The following is an 18,044-nucleotide window of genomic DNA, read 5'->3' as shown; positions in this document are numbered from 1 at the left end:
CTAGGCCGCGCCGCCCGCCAGCAGAACCAGCGAAATGAATGCGCCATTGTGGAGCAGGTGCAGCAGGATGCTTGCCCACAATCCATAGTGCACTCGCAGATAGCCGAGCATTGTTCCGATCACGAACTGCGGCAGTATGAGCGGCAGGGCCATGGCCATTTCGTCGGCCGGGAAGTTGAACAGGTGGATGCTCGCAAAGCCCAGCGTGCTGAGCCAGAACAGGGCGGGGAACACAGCTGCGAACCAGCCCATGCTCCCGCGCTTGCGCAGCGCGAACACGGCCACCAATCCGATCAGCATTCCGCCGACTACGGCTAGCGCCGCGCCGTGGAGCGCACCGGGATCGGTCGATCCGCCACCGAGCGCCACGGCCATCGCCACGGCGCCAAGGATGAAGAGAACCGCGAGCACATGGCCCGGCCGGCCCGAAAGCCAGCCGCGAAAGGCGATCTCTTCCGCCAGCGGGGCGAAAACAATCACGGCGAAGATGATGCCGGGCCCGATCTCCACGCCTGCCAGCGCGGTTTCGGGCACCTCGATACCGATGGCCATGACCGCGCTGGCGATCGCCAGCAGCACGCCCATCACGGCCAGGTCGAGCAGCAGCAGGCGCAGGACGGCCACAAGGCTCGCCAGCCCTGGCGCGTTCGCCCGCTCGGGCAAGGCGGGTCGCTTGAGGAATGCGGCGAAATTCGCCCATTCGCCGCGCGTCGAATTCGCGGGCGCAAGGCTTGTCGTTCCCACGGTCATGCGGCTAAGGCGACCCCCAAGATTCTCTGATGAGAAGACGTCCAACCATACCAGCTACAAAGCGAAACCATGGCCGGCCATTCCAAGTTCAAGAACATCATGCATCGCAAGGGCGCGCAGGACAAGAAGCGCTCCAACCTGTTTTCCAAGCTGTCGCGCGAAATCACCGTGGCGGCCAAGATGGGCATGCCCGATCCGGATATGAATCCGCGCCTGCGCCTGGCGGTCAACAACGCCAAGTCGCAATCGATGCCCAAGGACAATATCCAGCGCGCGATCGACAAGGCGACCAGCGGCGATGACGAGAATTACGAAGAAGTCCGTTACGAAGGCTACGGCCCGGGCGGTAGCGCGATCATCGTCGAGGCGCTGACCGATAACCGCAACCGCACCGCCACCGCAGTGCGCACCGCCTTTTCGAAGAACGGCGGCAATCTCGGCACCGAAGGCTCGGTTGCCCACGGCTTCGAGCGACTGGGCTTCATTTTCTACCCGTCCGATGCGGGGGACGAGGAAAAGGTTCTCGAAGCCGCGATGGAAGCCGGCGCGGACGATATCTCGTCCTCCGAAGACGGCCACGAGATCTGGACCGCGGCGGAAGACCTGCACCAGGTCGCCGGCGACCTCGAAAAGGCACTGGGCGAAGCGGAGACGGTCAAGCTCGCATGGAAGCCCAACCTCACTGTAGAGATGGACGAGAAGGGCGCTGGAACTCTGCTCAAGCTGATCGACGCGCTCGAGGAAGATGACGACGTCCAGACCGTCTGGGGCAATTACGACATCTCGGATGAGGTGATGGAGAAGCTGGACAGCTGACCTGGCGCGACTGGGCCTTGGCACTCGTGCTGGGCGGCGCCTTCCTGTTGGCGATCGCCTGGCGTCTGGGCTGGCTGATCGGCCTGCCGGGCTGATCTTTCACAAGGTATCCTGCGCATGACCGTGATCCTCGGCCTTGATCCCTCGCTTAGCTGCACCGGCTGGGGCGTGATCCGGGCAGAGGGCGCGCGCCTGACGCATATCGCCAACGGGCAGGTGCCGACCGAAACGAAGGCACCGATTGCCCAGCGGCTGGCGGCGCTGCAGATGGCGCTGGCGGAGGTGATTGAGACCCACCGGCCGATCCGCGCGGCCGCCGAGGAGGTCTTCGTCAACAAGAACCCGCAATCGACGCTCAAACTAGCGCAGGCGCGGGGTGCGGTGCTGGCGGCATGCGGCGCGGCGGGCCTTGGCGTTAACGAGCATGCGGCGCGGCTGGTCAAGAAGGCGGTTGTCGGCACGGGCGGAGCGGACAAGCAACAGGTGCAGGCCATGCTCAAGGTCCTGCTGCCGGGTGCGAAGATTGCCGGGACCGATGCGGCCGATGCGCTGGCCGTGGCGATCGCCGATGCGCATCTTGTGCCTAGGGCCTAGCGCGCAGGATCAGGCGACGCTGGATTGGTCCTGGCGGGACAGTTTTCATTCTTCTTCGAGATCAGGCGAACACCGCCGGGCTGGCGGGAACGATGGCCGTGGCGAAGAGCACTGCCGAGACGGCGATCGAGAAGGCTGCGGCGAAGAGGGGCTGGTTGGCGGTGGCGACCATCGTGATGGTCCTTGTCTGGTGGGCGACCCGTAATGCGGCGCCCAGGCTGGTTTTGGCGATCAGGCGAAGACGGCGGGGCTGGCCGGGATGATGGCCGAGGCGAACAGCGCAGCCGAAATGGCGATCGAGAAAGCGGCGGCGAACAGGCTCTGGTTGGTCGTGGTGATCATGGTGCATTTCCTTCCGTTGTATCTCTCGGCAAGTCCGTCTTGCCGGTTGCCGGAAGGATTGCAGGAGCTGTGCCAAAACCGGGAAAGCGCAGAAAACAGGACTTTTGCCGCCTTGGGCGCATGCTGCGCAGGATGGGAACTCCGCAGGGTTGGGAAAATTTCCCAACTGGTGGGATCGGCCTTTCTGCCATTGCGGTCAGGGGCGGCGTTGCCGATTGCCCGTTACTCCGGATTGTAAGATCACTGCCGCCACCCTGTCATGGGCCGACCGTAGAGGGCTGGACGTTCCGTCCCCTCCCGTCATCCAGAGGCCCCGCATGAAAAGCACCGTCCTCCGCAGCGCTCTCCTCGCCTCCGTCGCCGCAATGCCCGTGCCCCTGCTGGCGCAGGAAGGCCCGGGGGCCGAGGAGACGGTTTCCGGCAATACGATCATCGTCACCGCGCAGAAGATCGAACAGCGGGCACTAGACGTGCCGATCACCATTTCGGCGGTGACCGACGAACGGATCGAAGACTTGGGCGTATCGGACCTGGACGAGCTGTCGAACTATGTGCCCGGCCTCAACATCCAGGAACAGAGCGCCAATAATCCCGGCATCGTGATCCGCGGGATCACCTCGGACAGCGGCTCCTCGCAGCAGGGTCCGCGTGTCACGCTCTACTATAATGGTGTCGACATCTCGCGCTCGCGCGGTTCGTACCAGGCGATCTACGATCTCGACCGTGTCGAGGTCATCAAGGGGCCGCAAGCGACCCTCTTTGGCACCGCTTCGGCGGTCGGCGCGATCAGCCTCGTCTCCGCGCGTCCCCGCGATGGCTTCTCGGCCGAACTGACCGGCGGTTACGGCAATTTCGACCAAACCGTGCTGGGCGGTCATCTCAATGTGGGTAATGACGTCATCGCCGGCCGTGTCGCCTTCGAATGGCGCACGCGCGATGGCTATGTCGAAAACCTCAACCCGGCGCAGGAGGAGGAGCTCTATTCGCAGGACCAGTTCGGTCTCCGCGCATCGCTGCGTTACACGCCGACACCCGATCTCACGATCGACCTGATCGGCACTTACGACCAGCAGCGCAATGGCGGCACACCCTTCATTTCCGGCACCTTCCCGGCATTCGCGGGGGCTCCCGGTGGCGCGGCCAATGCCTTCGAGGACGCCAATCTGGGCGGCAACCCGGGAGGCGCGGCGGCACTGGGCAATGACCAGCTCGGCCTTAACCGCGAGGTCTACGACCTCAACCTGACGGCCGAATGGCAGTTCGCCGACGACTGGACTTTCACCACGGTCAATGGATATCGCAAGTTCGACAGCGCCGAGGTCTTCGATGCCGATGGGACTGCTGCCCCTTTCCTCGAATTCGCCGAAATCGCCGAGGGCGATCAATTCAGTCACGAAGGACGCTTCACCTATAGTGGGTCGCAGTTCCGGGCGAGCTTCGGTTGGAACGCGTTCGTTGAAGACGGCATCCAGAATGTGCCCTTCGCTACCGAGGAGGGCACTTATCTCCAGTGCCTCACCACGCTATTCGGCGCGCCGCTGATCCCGGGCATTCCCTGTGTCGCGCCGGACGGCAGTGTCCCGGCCTCGCAGGTCACCGCACTGGCCACGGCAGGTGCGGCAACCGCGATCCCCTATGCTTCGGTGTTCGAGAACCAAGGCCGCAACGAAGCCTATTCGGTTTTTGCCGACGCGACCTGGATCGCAACCGACCGGCTCGAGCTGACCGCGGGCGTGCGCGTCCTGTTCGAGAACCGCGAATCCGGCTTCATCGCGTCGATCCCGAACGCGGTACTCAGCGGTGCGCCGCTGATCCCGGGTCAGGTGGATACGGGTGGACGGACCTTTACGGCAGAAGAGGATTTCGATGCGGTACTGCCGCGTTTCAACGCGCTCTATCGCATTACCGACGATGTGAATGTCTTTGCGACGGTCTCGAAGGGCCGCCGCGCCCCGGTGGTGCAGCTTGGAGCAACCCGCGATGGTGCGGGAAATCCCGTCCCCGACCTCGAGATCATCGCTGAGGAGACCGTGTGGAACTACGAAGGCGGCGTGAAGATCGCCACCGGTACGGTCTCGGCCTCGCTCGGCGTCTACTACCAGGTCTATGACGACTTCCAGGTCTCGATCGCCCAGCTCGACGCTAACGGCAACCCTACCGGCGCCTTCGAAACCGCGAGCGCCGGCAGCGCGAGCAATCTGGGTGTCGAGGCGGAGATCGCGGTCGACGCGACCGACTGGCTGCAGCTGTTCGGCAATGTCGGCTTCATCGACGGGGGGATCGACGAAGACGGGGCGTTCTCGCCGGCCTTTTCGGGTGCGCGTTTCCGCCTGCAACCCGAGTGGCAGGCGTCGGGTGGTTTCACCGTGGATTATCCGCTGGGCGGCGGCACCAGGTTCTTCGCCACGCCGAGCATCACGCATCGCAGCCGCATTTTCTTCGAAGTGCCCAACAATCCGCTGATCTCGCAGGGGCCGGTGACGCTGGTCAATGCGCGCGCGGGCTTTTCCTTCGCCGATGACCGCTATGAAATCGCAGGCTTCATCCGCAACGCCTTCGACGAAGACTATCTGCTCGATGCCGGCAATACGGGCGGTGCCTTCGGTATCCCGACATTCATTCCTGCCGAGCCGCGGTTCTTCGGTGTCCAACTGACGGCTCGCTTCGGCGACTGACCGGCCGATCTGTTCCAGCCAGCACAAGGGCCGTCGGAGTTCCCGCTCCGGCGGCCCTGACCAAGGAGACGACGCAAGCTCTGTTCAAACGGCCCATCGACCGGTAGCCGTGCGGCAGAAGCAAGAAAAAGGGGTCATGGATCGGTGACGGATACGATTGTTTACGGCATTCCCAATTGCGACACGGTCAAGAAGGCGCGCAAGTGGCTCGACGCGCAGGGGGTCGAATACACCTTGCATGATTACAAGAAGCACGGCGCCGATCCGGCGAAACTCGCTTCATGGATCGAGTCCGAGGGCGTCGATACCGTGCTCAACCGCCGCGGCACGACCTGGCGCAAGCTGCCCGAGGAGGACAAGGCCGATGTCGACGCGGCGAAGGCCGTCAAATTGCTGCAAGACAACCCTTCCATGATCAAGCGCCCCGTCGTCGAGCATGACGGCGCCCTGCTGGTCGGTTTCAAGGAAGACGAATGGTCCGCGCACTTCTCCTGATCCTCGCGGCGCTGGCGGCAGCGCCCGTCGCGGCCGACGACTTCATAGTTATTGCGCATCGCGGCGCCAGCGGCGAGCGGCCCGAGCACACGCTGGCAGCCTATGAACGCGCGATCGACCAGGGCGCGGACTATATCGAACCCGACCTCGTGGTGACGAAGGACATGCACCTCGTCGCGCGCCACGAGACCGAGCTCGGCGGAACCACCGATGTTGCCAGCCGCGAAGAGTTCGCCGACCGCAGGCGTTCGAAGACGATCGAGGGGCGGCTGGTCAGCGGCTGGTTCGCCGAGGACTTCACTCTTGCCGAACTGCGCAGCTTGCGCGCCCGCGAGCGGCTGCCGGGCTTGCGCCCCGCCAATGCGCGCTTCGACGGGCTTTACCAGATTCCCACCTTCGAGGAGGTCGTCGCGCTGGTGCAGGCGAAGGAAGCCGAAACCGGGCGCCCGATCGGGATCTATCCCGAGCTCAAGCATCCGACCTGGCTGCTGCAGGAGGAGGGGATCGATACGGTGGATCTGCTCGCCACAGCGCTGCGCAAGGCCGATCTCGACGACGCCGACGACCACGTATTCGTGCAGGTATTCGAAGTCGGGCCATTGAAACGTCTCGACCGCCTGGTCGAAACCCCGCTGGTGCTGCTGATCGGACCGCAGGGTGGCCCCTATGATGAGCCCGCGATGAGCTGGTCCGAGATCATGACCCCCTCGGGCCTCGCCGAAGTGGCAAGCTATGCAGACGGTATCGGACCGTATCTTGGCCATGTCCTGTCGCCCGATGGCGCGCCGACACGGCTTGTCGCCGATGCGCAGGCAGCCGGGCTCGAGGTCCATGCCTGGACGCTGCGCAAGGAGAATGCCTTCCTGCCGGCCGCGCTGCGCCGTGGAGATGAGGAGGGCGCAACCGGCGATCTCGGCACACTCGCGCAGATGGTGCACGCCGCGGGTGCGGACGGCGTGTTTACCGACGATCCGGCACTGGTGCTCAGCGCGCTCGGGCGGTGACGATGTAGTTCAGCGACAGGTCGTCGGTCAGGTGCAGGCCCTTGGCGGGCGAAAAGCCGATCCCCTTCGGATCGCCCAACTCGAGCCCGGCCTCGTCGAGCAGATCGCCCAGTTCCTCGGGGTTAATGAAATCGTCCCAGTGGTGCGTGCCCTTGGGGATCAGCCCGATGCCTTCGGCTGCGCCGATCATCAGCAGCCGCGATTGCGGCGTGCGGTTGGGGGTGGAGACGACCATCAGCCCGCCGGGCGCAAGCCTGGCGGCGAGCGCGGCGACGAAGGCACGCTTGTCCGCGACATGCTCGATCACTTCCATCGCACTGACGAGGTCGAACGTGCCGATGTCGAGGCTACCGATCTCGCCCGCGATATAGCGGATGTCGAGCCCAGCGCCCTCGGCATGGAGGGCGGCGGCCGCGACGTTTTCGGGCGCGGCATCTACGCCGGTCACCTCGGCACCCAGCCGGGCGAGCGGTTCGCACAGCAGACCGGCGCCGCAACCGACGTCGAGCGCGCTCTTGCTGGCCAGCGGATGACGCGCCTCGATATCGCCCGCCCAGTGCAGGTCGATCGCCTCGCGCAGGAACTGCAGACGGACCGGGTTGAGGCGGTGCAGCATGGCGGAGGAGCCCTTCGGGTCCCACCAATCCTTGGCCAGCCTGCCGAAATGCGCCGCCTCGTCGGGCCGGATCGTTTGGCCGCCTGAAGTATTGCTACGTGCGCTCGTGGTTGCATCGCTCATGCCGCGTGGCTAGCAGCCAAACCCTGAGCATTCCAGCACGGAGACAAACGCGCTTGGCCCGCATCGTGATGAAATTCGGCGGCACCTCCATGGCGGGGACCGAGCGTATCCGGCGCGTCGCAAATATCGTGCGCAAGCAGGCCGCACGCGGGCACGAGGTCGCGGTAGTGGTGTCGGCCATGGCGGGCGAAACCGATCGGCTGGTCAATTTCTGCCGCGAGGCCAATGCGCTATACGACCCGGCCGAATACGACGTGGTCGTCGCCAGCGGCGAGCAGGTGACCAGCGGGTTGCTGGCGCTCACGCTGCAATCGCTGGGCTGCAAGGCGCGCAGCTGGCTCGGCTGGCAACTGCCCGTCAACACGATCGAATCCCATGCCAAGGCACGCATCGAGAGCATCGATGCCGACGAGCTGGTCGCCAGCATGCAGCGCGGCGAGATTGCGGTGATCCCGGGCTTCCAGGGGCGCGCTTCCGACGGGCGCGTGACCACGCTAGGCCGGGGCGGCTCGGACACATCGGCGGTCGCCGTGGCCGCAGCGGTCAAGGCGGATCGCTGCGACATCTACACCGATGTCGACGGCGTCTACACCACCGACCCGCGTATCGTCGCCAAGGCGAAGAAGCAGAGGGCGGTGACCTACGAGGAAATGCTCGAGCTCGCGAGCGTGGGGGCCAAGGTGCTCCAGACGCGCTCGGTGGGCCTGGCGATGAAAGAGGGCGTGCGCGTGCAGGTCCTCTCCAGCTTCGTCGGCGAGGATGCCATCCCCGCGGACGAACACCCCGGCACGATGATCGTGTCGGAGGAAGAAATGAACGAACTGGTGGAGAAGGGCGACATGGAACGCCAGCACGTGACCGGCATCGCGCACGACAAGAACGAGGCCAAGGTGATCCTCACCCGCGTGCCCGACAAGCCCGGCGCGGTGGCGCATATCTTCGACCCGCTGGCCAAGGCTGGCATCAATGTCGACATGATCATCCAGAACGTCGGCCGCGACAAAGGCGAGACCGACGTGACCTTCACCGTCCCGCAGGCCGACCTCGCCCGCGCGCAGGCACTGCTCGAGGACAAGCGCGAGGACATCGGCTTCAACCGGCTGATCACCGACAGTCAGATCGCCAAGATATCCGTGGTCGGTGTGGGCATGAAGAGCCACGCGGGTGTCGCAAGCACGATGTTCCAGGCGCTGGCCGACCGCGGAATCAACATCCAGGCGATCACCACCAGCGAGATCAAGGTCAGCGTGCTGATCGACGAGGACGAGACCGAACTCGCGGTGCGCGTGCTGCACACGGCGTATGGCCTGGATGCGGCAGACGAGGCTGCATGAGCCACACTGCGAAGATTCTCCTGCTCGGCTCGGGCGAGCTGGGGCGCGAATTCGTTATTTCGGCCAAACGGCTGGGGGCCTATGTCGTGGCCTGCGATGCCTATGACGATGCGCCCGCGATGCAGCTGGCCGATGCGCGCGAGGTGTTCTCGATGCTCGATGGCGAGAAGCTGCGCGAAGCTGTGGAGAAGCACCGGCCCGACTATATCGTGCCCGAGATCGAGGCGATCCGCACTTCGGTGCTGGCCGAACTGGAGGACGAGGGGTTCAGCGTCGTTCCTTCCGCGCGCGCGGCGCAGCTGACCATGAACCGCGATGCGATCAGGGACCTCGCGGCTAACGAGCTGGGCCTCGTCACCTCGAAATATCGCTACGCCAAGAACCTGGAAGAGGTGAAGGCCGCCGCGCAGCACACGGGGCTGCCCTGCGTGATCAAGCCGGTCATGTCGTCCTCGGGCAAGGGGCAGTCGACCGTGCGCGACGAGGCCGGGCTCGAAGAGGCGTGGGATTACGCCTGTGCCAATATGCGCGGCGACCGGCAGCGGGTGATCGTCGAGCAATTCGTCGATTTCGACTACGAGATCACGCTGCTGACCGTGCGCCACAAGGACGGCATCAGCTTCTGCCCGCCGATAGGTCACCGGCAGGAGCGCGGCGACTATCAGGAAAGCTGGCAGCCGACGCCCATGACCGATGCCGCGGTCGCGAAAGCGCAGGACATGGCGAAGACCGTGGTCGACGATCTGGGCGGTTACGGCCTGTTCGGCGTCGAATTCTTCGTGAAGGGCGAAGAGGTGATCTTCTCCGAGCTTTCGCCGCGCCCGCACGATACCGGCATGGTCACGCTGGTGAGCCAGAATCTCACCGAATTCGACCTCCACGCCCGCGCAGTCATGGGCCTGCCGATCCCTGCAGAGCTGCGCGCACGCCCGGCTGCCAGCGCGGTGATCCTTGCCGAACGCGACAGCGCTAGCCTGTCCTACGAATGCCTCGCCGAAGCCATGGCCGAGGGCGCCGATTTGCGCATCTTCGCCAAGCCGACCAGCCGCCCCTACCGCCGCATGGGCGTGGCGCTGGCAACCGCAGGCGATACCGATGAGGCCCGGCGAAAGGCCCGCGATGCCGCGCACAAGGTACGGATCGTCTATGGCGATTGATCTATCGCCGCTTGCCGAGAGGGCGAGCCGGGCTTAAGCGCCCTGCGGATGAGCGACTATCCCAAGACCGCCCGCCTGATGCAGCGCGGCGCAGATTTCCTCGGCACCCGCACCGCGATCCTGTGCGGCGCGATGAGCTGGGTTTCGGAACGCAATCTCGTCTCGGCAATCTCCAATGCGGGCGGCTTCGGCGTGATCGCCTGCGGCGCGATGACGCCCGAGCTGCTCGACACCGAGATCGCCGAGACGAAGAAGCTGACCGACAAGCCCTTCGGCGTGAACCTTATCACCATGCATCCCGACCTGTTCGAGCTGATTGCAGTGTGCGAGAAGCACGGCGTCGGGCATGTCGTGCTCGCCGGCGGCATTCCGCCCAAGGGCAGTGTCGAGGCGATCAAGGGCGGCGAGAATCCGGCGAAGGTCATCTGTTTCGCCCCCACACTGGCATTGGCCAAGAAGCTGCTCCGCTCAGGCGCCGATGCGCTGGTGATCGAGGGCATGGAAGCGGGCGGCCATATCGGTCCCGTCTCGACCAGCGTGCTGGCACAGGAAATGCTCCCCGAACTGGCCGAGGATCACCTGATCTTCGTTGCCGGCGGTATCGGGCGCGGTCAGGCGATTGCCGGCTATCTCGAAATGGGCGCCGCAGGAGTTCAGCTCGGCACGCGTTTCGCCTGCGCGCAGGAGAGCATCGCTCACCCCGCTTTCAAGAAGGCCTTCTTCCGCGCATCGGCGCGCGATGCGATCGCCAGCGTCCAGGTCGACCCGCGCCTCCCGGTGATCCCGGTGCGCGCGCTCAAGAACAAGGGCACCGAGGAATTCACCCGGAAACAGATCGAGGTCGCTGGCGTTCTGGACCGCGAGGAGATCGCGATGAACGAGGCGCAATTGCAGATCGAACATTACTGGGCAGGCGCGCTACGCCGCGCGGTGATCGATGGCGATGTCGAGAACGGCAGCCTGATGGCCGGCCAGTCGGTCGGTATGCTCAAGGAAGAGGAGCCGGTCGCGGCGATCATCGAGAAGCTGCTCGGACAAAGCGAGGAGGCGCTCGCGCGCCGCTGAAATGGTGATCCATCGGCTGGACCTCGATGTCGCTATCTATCGGGATCGAGTGCAGGTAACCCATCGTACGACGCGGAATTTCGCCGACCAGCCCGCCGAATTCGGCTTCTCCTCCGCAGAGTCTATCGTCGCGCATCCGCGCTACCTTGAGGACACCATCGTCCGTGCGATCCGCAAGATATTGCGGCGAGGCGGCTTCGAGATGCTCGCCCCCGTGGCGCATGTCGTGAGCTGCGAGACGAAGCTCGATCCGGCCGAGAAAGCGGTCGTCGAAGCCGCGCTGGGCGAAGCGGGCATGCGCAAGGTCGTGTTCGAAATCGACTGACCAAGAACGCATTGCAGCAACCCAAGCGGGTTTGCACTTGCGCAGGCGGGGGCGGGAGAGACATGAGGCGGCCATGGCACCACCGCTGGTCCTGACGCTGTCCTGTACCGATCGTCCGGGCATTACCGCGCGGGTAACGACCTTCCTCTTCGAGCGTGGCGGCAATATCCTCGAAGCGCAGCAGTTCAACGACCGGGAGAGCACGCCTTCTTCATGCGCGTCGAATTCGATCCCGGGGCCACGCCGCGAGACGCCATCCGGGCCGATTTCGCCGTGGTTGCGGAAGAATACGGCATGCGGTGGAAGCTCGCCCTGCGCGACCGGCCGCGCCGCGTGCTGATAATGGTCAGCAGGTTCGACCATTGCCTCGCCGACCTGCTCTATCGCTGGCGTATCGGTGAGCTGCCGATGGAGCCGGTCGCGATCATCTCCAACCACCCGCGCGAGGCGATCGAACATACGTATCTGGGCGATATCCCTTTCCACCATCTGCCGATCACGCGCGAGACCAAGGCGCAGCAGGAAGCGCAGGTGAGGGCTATAGCCGAGGAGACCGATGCCGAGCTGATCGTGCTGGCGCGTTACATGCAGATACTATCGGACGAGCAGGCCGCCCATTTCGCCGGGCGGTGCATCAACATCCACCACAGTTTCCTGCCGGGGTTCAAGGGTGCCAAGCCCTACCACCAGGCTTATGAGCGCGGGGTCAAGATGATCGGCGCGAGCGCGCATTACGTCACCGCCGACCTCGACGAGGGGCCGATCATCCATCAGGATGCGGAAAGTATCGGCCACGCCGATACGCCCGACGAGCTGGTGCGCAAGGGCCGCGATATCGAAAGCCGCGTGCTGGCCGAGGCAGTCCGGCTTCACCTCGAGGAGCGTGTGCTCCTCAACGGCCAGCGCACGGTGGTCTTCCGCGGCTGATCAGCGCCGTGCGACGCGATTGGCCGCGCGGGCGTTTTCCATGTCCCTGTCTTCGTTCGCGCGCTTGATCACATAGGCGCGGATGGCCTCGATCTCCGCGGGCGTCAAAGACCCCTTGAAGCTGGCCATGCCATTGTCCTGCAGCGCGCCGTCATGGACGATCTGCTGCCAGGCCTGCCGGTTGTCGAGCGCGCCCGAGCGGCGCAGGTCGGGCAGCACGGTCGAACCCACTGCGCCTGGTGCATGGCAGACCGAGCAGTAGCGCGCGTATTTCTCGCGCCCCAGCTCTATCGTGGCGGCGCTCGCACGGCTCGGCGGAGGATCGAGCGGGGCTGCCGCAAGTGCCGGCTCGGCCGGAAGCGCGGCCTCGCCGCCGAGCCTGAATACGAGCAGGCGGCTGATGTTGCGCACCGGATGCATCTGGTCGATCAGCGTACCGTCGGCAGTGATTGCGAAGGCGCCGCCCCAGCCGGCGAGGACGGCGACATATTGCTCGCCGTTCACGGTGTAGGTGATCGGCGGTGCGACGACGCCGGTTTGCGCGGCGAAGCTCCACAATTTCTCGCCGGTCGAGCTGTCGTAAGCGGAGAATTCGCTGCCCGAATTGCCCTGGAACACCAGGCCGCCGCCGGTCGCCAGCACGCCGCCGTTCCACGGTCCGGGATGCTCGACCGTCCACTTGGCCTCCTGGTTGACCGGGTCCCAGGCCAGCAGCTTGCCTTTGATCGTGCCCTGAACTTCGCGGCGGAAACCCATGTCGGGCGGCAGGTCGCCGGCACCCATGTCGAAGCCGATGTTGAAGCCGCGCTGGCGGTCGGGCTTCCAGTCCGATTGCGGAGCATAGAGCATCGCCGCTTCGAAGGCGGGTATGTAGACCAGCTTCTCGCCCGGGTGATACGCCATGGGGTGCCAGTTGTGACCACCCAGAGGGCCGGGCATCACAAGTGCCGGCTCTCCAGTCACATCCACGCGCGTTTCGGGATTTTCGATCGGGCGACCGTTTTCGTCCATTCCCGTCGCCCAGTTGAGCGGAATATAGGGCTCGGCACTGATGAATTCGCCGGTCGCGCGGTCGAGCACGTAGAAGAACCCGTTCTTGGGCGCCTGCATCAGCACCTGCCGTGTCCGCCCGTCGATCTCCATGTCGGCAAGGACGATGTGCTGCGTGGCGGTGTAGTCCCAGGTCTCGCCCGGCGTGGTCTGGTAATGCCAGACATATTCGCCGGTGTCGGGACGGATCGCGACGATGCTGGAGAGGTAGAGATTGTCGCCTTCGCCCGTCCCGTCGGGGCCGGGGCTGCGATAGGCGCGGTTCCACGGGCTACCGTTGCCGACGCCGAAATAGAGCAGGTCGAGCTCGGGATCGTAGGCCATCGAATCCCACACGGTCCCGCCGCCCCCGATCCCGCTATCGCCGGTCAGCACATCGCCGCTCCAGGTCTCGGCGGCCGCTTTCAGATAGTCGGGAGCGTCCTCGCCCTCATCGCCCGGCACGGTGTAGAACCGCCACAACTCGTCGCCGTCCCCGGCATCATAGGCGGCAATATAGCCGCGCACGCCGAATTCCGCGCCGCCATTGCCGATCAGCACCTTGCCGTCGATCACGCGGGGCGCGCCGGTGATCGAATAGCTCTGCGACTGGTCGACCGTCACCTTCTCCCAGATCACCTCGCCGCTATCGCGATCCAGCGCCACGAGCCTGCCGTCGAGCGTGCCGAGGAACAGGCGGTTCCCCCAGGCGGCAAGGCCGCGATTGACGACGTCGCAGCACACTTTCACACCGGTTTCGCCGGGCACCTGCGGGTCGTAGCTCCACAGCGGCTCGCCGGTCGCGGCATCGAAGGCGAAGACCTTGCTCCACGCGCTGGTGACATAAAGCTTGCCGTCCATCACCAGCGGGGTTGCTTCCTGTCCGCGGGCCGTGTCCATGTCGGCGAACCAGGCGAGACCGAGCTCGCCGACCGTCTCGCGGCTGACCTGGTCGAGCGGGGAATAGCGCTGTTCCGAATAGGTCTTGCCGTGCGTGATCCAATTGGCCGGATCCTCGCCCGCATTGACCAGCCGGACATTGTCGATCCCGCCTTCGGCGTTTTCGCCCGTCGCCATGTTGCATCCGGCCAGCGCCCCGGAAAACCCAAGCGCGGCCAGCGCCGCCCAACCGATCCCTCGCATCATACTCTCCCCGGCGACATTTGCGTCGCTCTTCGCAACCTACCCTGACGCGCCTGCTTGGGCTTGTCCATATGGCTGCGTGCTGCAAGGATCGTAGCCGACAGGGTGAGTGGAGAGACGAGCGATGTGCGACGAACAGGATCTGGCTCGCTGGGCCAACGCGAAACTGACGCGCAGGGCCTTCGGCGGCGGCGCAATGGCGGCGGGCGTTGCTGCCTGCGCCCCGGTCGGGGTCGAAGCGGAAGCGACCGAGACTTCCGGCGGGCTGACCGAGCGGACGGTCGGCTTCGACGCGCCGGGCGGTACGATGGACGGCTTCTTCGTCCATCCCGCAGGGACCCGCAGCCCGCTGGTTCTCTTCTGGCCCGATATCGGCGGCATTCGCGAGGCGAAGCGGCAGATGGCGCGGCGGCTGGCAGGCGATGGCTATGCGGTCTTCGTCGCCAATCCCTATTATCGCGACGTTGCCGGCCAGCAGTTCGAGGATTTCGCTGGTTTCGCCAGCAGCGGGGGCTGGGAGAAGGCGAGCCAATGGCGCCGTAAGCTCGATGCCGAAGCGATCCAGGCCGATGCCCGCGCGGCCACCGCCTGGCTCGATACGCAGCCCGGCGTCGATCGCGCCCGCGGGATCGGTACGCAGGGCTATTGCATGGGCGGCCCATTCACCGTGTGGAGCGTAGCTGCGGTGCCGCGGATGAAGGCCGCGGCGAGCTTCCACGGCGGCGGCCTTGTGCGCGATAGCGACACCAGCCCGCACCGCATGCTGCGTGAGGATGCGCACTACCTCATCGCCATCGCCCAGGACGACGATGCCAAGGAACCCGAAGCCAAGACCGAATTCCGCGAAGCTGCGAATGCGAACGGAGCGGAGGCGGAGATCGAGGTCTATGACGCCGACCATGGCTGGTGCGTGCCGGATGCGCCGGCCTACGACCAGGCGGAGGCGGACCGTGCCTGGGCGCGGCTGCTGGCGACCTATGCCGAGGCGTTGTAATCCGCTTTCGCTTGCCGCCAACGCCATGCGCGCTACCATGCCCTAGATCATAGGAGGGTCGAAATGCTCGGTGGTTCGCTAGTCCTGATACTGCTGGTCCTGCTGGCCGTGCTGTTCCTGATGATGGGCGTGCGCGTGGTTAAGCAGGGCTTCGTCTATACGATCGAACGGCTGGGCAAGTTCACCATGGCGGCCGAGCCGGGGCTCCACCTGATCATCCCCTTCATCGATCGGGTCGGGCACAAGATCAACATGATGGAGCAGGTGCTCGATATTCCGGGCCAGGAAATCATCACCAAGGATAACGCCATGGTCGGCGTCGACGCGGTGGTGTTCTTCCAGGTGCTCGATGCGGGCAAGGCGGCCTATGAGGTGTCGGGCCTGCACAATGCGATCCTCGCGCTGACCACCACCAATCTGCGCACGGTCATGGGCTCGATGGATCTCGACGAGACCCTCTCGAAGCGGGACGAGATCAATGCCCGGTTGCTGAGCGTGGTCGATCACGCGACCTCGCCCTGGGGCATCAAGATCACCCGCGTCGAGATTAAGGATATCCGCCCGCCGGTCGACATCTCCGAGGCCATGGCGCGGCAGATGAAGGCCGAACGTTTGAAGCGCGCCGAAATCCTCGAGGCCGAAGGCGATAAGACCAGTTCGATCCTGCGTGCCGAGGGGCGCAAGCAATCCGCCATTCTCGAGGCCGAGGGCAAGCGCGAGGCGCAATTCCGCGACGCCGAAGCGCGCGAACGTGCCGCCGAGGCGGAGGCCAAGGCGACCGAAATGGTTTCCAACGCCATCGCCTCCTCGGGCAATCAGGCGATCAACTATTTCGTCGCGCAGGAATACACCAAGGCAGTCGGGAAATTCGCCGATAGCCCCAACGCCAAGACCATCCTTTTCCCGGTCGAGGCGACGCAACTCATTGGCTCGCTCGGCGGGATCGGCGAACTGGTCAAGGGCACCTTCAACAATGTCGAGGGCACGGTCGATACCGGAACCCCGATTCCTCCGACCCGCGATCCGTCGCGCGTGCGGCGGCCAACCGTTCCCCGTTCGCGCGACAGCTAGGCATAGCGAATATGGATGGCGTCGACACCTACTGGATCTGGCTCATAGTCGGCCTTTCGCTGGCCGTGCTCGAAATGGTCGTGCCGGGCGTCTATCTGATCTGGCTGGCGATGGCGGCGCTGGCGATTGCCGTGCTTGCCTTCGTATCCGCGCCGCCGCTGGCCTTGCAGATCATCGCCTGGGTTTCGCTGTCGATGATCTTCGCCTTTTCGGCCAAGCGCTGGCTGCGCGATCGCCCGATCATCTCCTCCGACCCGCTGCTCAACAACCGCGCGGGCCGGCTGGTGGGAGAAACCGCGCTGGTCACGCAGGCGATTGCCGATGGCGAAGGACGGGTTAAAGTCGGCGACAGCGAGTGGATCGCGCGCGGTGCCGATGCCGATGCCGGCACGCGGGTGCGCATTACCGGCAGCCGGGGTGCGGAATTGCTGGTCGAGCCCGTCGTGCTACTCGCAGAGGGCGGCAGCACCGAGGAGGATTAGCTCAGGAGCGCAGCCGTTCGCTGAAGCGGCCGTGCTTGCGATACCGCACCATCCATTTCTCGAGGAACAGGCTCAGGGGTTTCGGCTCGATCCCGAACTTGGCGAAACCGGGGAATTCGCCCGAAACCACATTGCCCTGTTTCAGCAGCTTCCACTGGTCGCTGCCCATCGGCGTGCCGGGAAGCGCGGCGAAGGTGGCAGATAGCCCATCGGGCATCGGCAGGAAGGTGCGCTTGCGGTTCTGTGCCGCAGCGATCGCTCGATTGATTTCCATCATCGACAGCTTTTCCGGTCCGCCCAGTTCGTAAGTCTTGCCTCCGAAGGTACCCGGGTCCTCCAGTGCGCGCACGGAGGCTTCGGCGACATCGTCGACATAGACAATCTGTAGCTTCGAATCGGGTGCGAAGACCGGCAGCACGGGCAGCGTCGAAATCAGCCCGGCGAACATGTTGATGAAATTGTCATCCTTGCCGAACAGGATGCTGGGGCGCAGGATTGTCGCTTTGGGGAAAGCGGCCAGCACTCGCTCTTCACCCATCTTCTTGGCGCCAGCATACTCGATTTCGGTATCTTCGTCGGGTTCGGCCGCAATCGCGCTGACGTGAACGAAAGCTTCGGCGCCTTCCTTGGCGGCGGCCTCGGCCATCCAGCCCGGCGCTTCGCCCATCAGGCGGTAGAGGTCGCCATCGAACGCGCCGACCAGATTCACCACGGCATCGGCACCGGCGATACAGCGCTCGACCGACTGGCGGTCGCTGGCATCGCAGCGCGCGAATTGCATCTGGCCGAGATTGGCCAGCGGCTTGAGAGTGAAGGCGCGTTCGGGATTGCGGCTGGCGATACGCACACGCGCGCCGCGTTCGAGCAGGGCCTGTGCCACGTAATTGCCGATGAAGCCGCTGCCGCCCATCAGTACTACGAGCTTGCCGTCCAACGCACCGCTTTTCGCCATGGTAATTGCCTGTATCCTCGAAGGTGAGATCGTCGCTGCGCCCCTTGCCTCAACCCTTGCCTGCCCGCAAGCGTTCCGGCAGATGCGAAAGGCGTTGACAGGACTCGCAGTGCTTCGCTAGTGGCGCGCCCCTACCCGCGGCCGGCCTTC

Annotated in this window: 18 protein-coding genes and 1 pseudogene; 13 read left to right on the top strand and 6 right to left on the bottom strand. The window is 64.9% G+C overall.

Annotated features, from left to right (window positions below; translation table 11 throughout):
- The gene (locus ACQY4G_RS04005; protein WP_421993182.1) at positions 1-750 is read right to left on the bottom strand and encodes a CPBP family glutamic-type intramembrane protease; all 750 of its coding nucleotides are present in this window, start codon (positions 748-750) and stop codon (positions 1-3) included.
- Between the two features lie 69 nt (positions 751-819).
- Here ACQY4G_RS04005 and ACQY4G_RS04000 point away from each other — a divergent pair, with 69 nt between their 5' ends.
- Positions 820-1,566, top strand: coding sequence for a YebC/PmpR family DNA-binding transcriptional regulator (locus tag ACQY4G_RS04000; protein ID WP_421993180.1), 747 nt, complete (start codon positions 820-822; stop codon positions 1,564-1,566).
- Positions 1,567-1,683: 117 nt separating this feature from the next.
- Positions 1,684-2,160, top strand: a complete 477-nt coding sequence (gene ruvC / locus ACQY4G_RS03995; RefSeq protein ID WP_421993178.1) for a crossover junction endodeoxyribonuclease RuvC — start codon at positions 1,684-1,686, stop codon at positions 2,158-2,160.
- 61 nt (positions 2,161-2,221) lie between these two features.
- On the opposite strand, the gene ACQY4G_RS03990 is transcribed toward ruvC, so the two are convergent.
- Together ACQY4G_RS03990 and ACQY4G_RS03985 are read right to left on the bottom strand one after the other, a co-directional pair.
- Positions 2,222-2,332 (bottom strand): enoyl-CoA hydratase, encoded by a 111-nt coding sequence (locus ACQY4G_RS03990; protein WP_421993176.1) that lies wholly within the window; start codon positions 2,330-2,332, stop codon positions 2,222-2,224.
- A gap of 59 nt (positions 2,333-2,391) precedes the next feature.
- Positions 2,392-2,502 (bottom strand): enoyl-CoA hydratase, encoded by a 111-nt coding sequence (locus ACQY4G_RS03985; RefSeq protein WP_198147728.1) that lies wholly within the window; start codon positions 2,500-2,502, stop codon positions 2,392-2,394.
- A gap of 317 nt (positions 2,503-2,819) precedes the next feature.
- Here ACQY4G_RS03985 and ACQY4G_RS03980 point away from each other — a divergent pair, with 317 nt between their 5' ends.
- The 3 genes from ACQY4G_RS03980 to ACQY4G_RS03970 all read left to right on the top strand — a co-directional run bounded on the left by ACQY4G_RS03980 (position 2,820) and on the right by ACQY4G_RS03970 (position 6,676).
- Entirely contained in the window at positions 2,820-5,177 is a 2,358-nt protein-coding gene (locus tag ACQY4G_RS03980; protein WP_421993174.1) for a TonB-dependent receptor, read from the top strand.
- Between the two features lie 144 nt (positions 5,178-5,321).
- Entirely contained in the window at positions 5,322-5,672 is a 351-nt protein-coding gene (locus ACQY4G_RS03975; RefSeq protein ID WP_421993172.1) for an ArsC family reductase, read from the top strand.
- On the top strand, positions 5,651-6,676 hold the full coding sequence (locus ACQY4G_RS03970; protein WP_421993170.1) for a glycerophosphodiester phosphodiesterase family protein: 1,026 nt from the start codon (positions 5,651-5,653) through the stop codon (positions 6,674-6,676). The genes ACQY4G_RS03975 and ACQY4G_RS03970 overlap by 22 nt, the downstream gene beginning before the upstream one ends.
- Here the strand turns inward: ACQY4G_RS03970 and ubiG are convergent.
- Positions 6,657-7,415, bottom strand: a complete 759-nt coding sequence (gene ubiG, locus ACQY4G_RS03965; protein WP_421993168.1) for a bifunctional 2-polyprenyl-6-hydroxyphenol methylase/3-demethylubiquinol 3-O-methyltransferase UbiG — start codon at positions 7,413-7,415, stop codon at positions 6,657-6,659. The two genes, ACQY4G_RS03970 and ubiG, sit on opposite strands and share 20 nt — an antisense overlap.
- Positions 7,416-7,468: 53 nt before the next feature.
- On the opposite strand from ubiG, the gene ACQY4G_RS03960 reads away from it, so the two are divergent.
- The 5 genes and pseudogenes from ACQY4G_RS03960 (at position 7,469) to purU (ending at position 12,223) form a co-directional block, all read left to right on the top strand.
- A complete protein-coding gene (locus tag ACQY4G_RS03960) occupies positions 7,469-8,749 on the top strand; it encodes an aspartate kinase (RefSeq protein ID WP_291177140.1) in 1,281 nt (426 codons plus the stop codon).
- On the top strand, positions 8,746-9,906 hold the full coding sequence (purT, locus tag ACQY4G_RS03955) for a formate-dependent phosphoribosylglycinamide formyltransferase (protein ID WP_291177144.1): 1,161 nt from the start codon (positions 8,746-8,748) through the stop codon (positions 9,904-9,906). Before ACQY4G_RS03960 ends, purT begins: the two co-directional genes overlap by 4 nt.
- A gap of 48 nt (positions 9,907-9,954) precedes the next feature.
- Positions 9,955-10,971 carry an NAD(P)H-dependent flavin oxidoreductase gene (locus ACQY4G_RS03950; RefSeq protein ID WP_421993166.1) on the top strand — a complete coding sequence of 339 codons (1,017 nt, stop codon included), beginning with the start codon at positions 9,955-9,957 and terminating at the stop codon, positions 10,969-10,971.
- Between the two features lies 1 nt (position 10,972).
- Positions 10,973-11,296, top strand: a complete 324-nt coding sequence (locus ACQY4G_RS03945; RefSeq protein ID WP_421993164.1) for a hypothetical protein — start codon at positions 10,973-10,975, stop codon at positions 11,294-11,296.
- A 73-nt stretch (positions 11,297-11,369) separates the two neighbouring features.
- Positions 11,370-12,223: pseudogene (gene purU, locus ACQY4G_RS03940) on the top strand (formyltetrahydrofolate deformylase).
- Here the strand turns inward: purU and ACQY4G_RS03935 are convergent.
- A complete protein-coding gene (locus ACQY4G_RS03935) occupies positions 12,224-14,398 on the bottom strand; it encodes a PQQ-dependent dehydrogenase, methanol/ethanol family (RefSeq protein WP_421993162.1) in 2,175 nt (724 codons plus the stop codon).
- Between the two features lie 121 nt (positions 14,399-14,519).
- Here ACQY4G_RS03935 and ACQY4G_RS03930 point away from each other — a divergent pair, with 121 nt between their 5' ends.
- The 3 genes from ACQY4G_RS03930 (at position 14,520) to ACQY4G_RS03920 (ending at position 16,942) form a co-directional block, all read left to right on the top strand.
- Positions 14,520-15,389: a dienelactone hydrolase family protein gene (locus ACQY4G_RS03930; RefSeq protein ID WP_421993160.1), complete on the top strand. Its 870-nt coding sequence runs from the start codon at positions 14,520-14,522 to the stop codon at positions 15,387-15,389.
- 63 nt (positions 15,390-15,452) lie between these two features.
- Positions 15,453-16,460, top strand: coding sequence for an SPFH domain-containing protein (locus ACQY4G_RS03925; RefSeq protein ID WP_421993158.1), 1,008 nt, complete (start codon positions 15,453-15,455; stop codon positions 16,458-16,460).
- A gap of 11 nt (positions 16,461-16,471) precedes the next feature.
- Positions 16,472-16,942 (top strand): NfeD family protein, encoded by a 471-nt coding sequence (locus ACQY4G_RS03920; RefSeq protein WP_421993156.1) that lies wholly within the window; start codon positions 16,472-16,474, stop codon positions 16,940-16,942.
- 1 nt (position 16,943) lies between these two features.
- On the opposite strand, the gene ACQY4G_RS03915 is transcribed toward ACQY4G_RS03920, so the two are convergent.
- On the bottom strand, positions 16,944-17,894 hold the full coding sequence (locus ACQY4G_RS03915; protein ID WP_421993154.1) for a complex I NDUFA9 subunit family protein: 951 nt from the start codon (positions 17,892-17,894) through the stop codon (positions 16,944-16,946).
- Positions 17,895-18,044: the final 150 nt, after the last annotated feature.

This window comes from Qipengyuania sp. (assembly GCF_965277845.1).
Classification (GTDB): Bacteria; Pseudomonadota; Alphaproteobacteria; order Sphingomonadales; family Sphingomonadaceae; genus Qipengyuania.
Note: the sequence above shows the minus strand (reverse complement) of the source record. Positions and strands in the feature narration are given on the sequence as shown.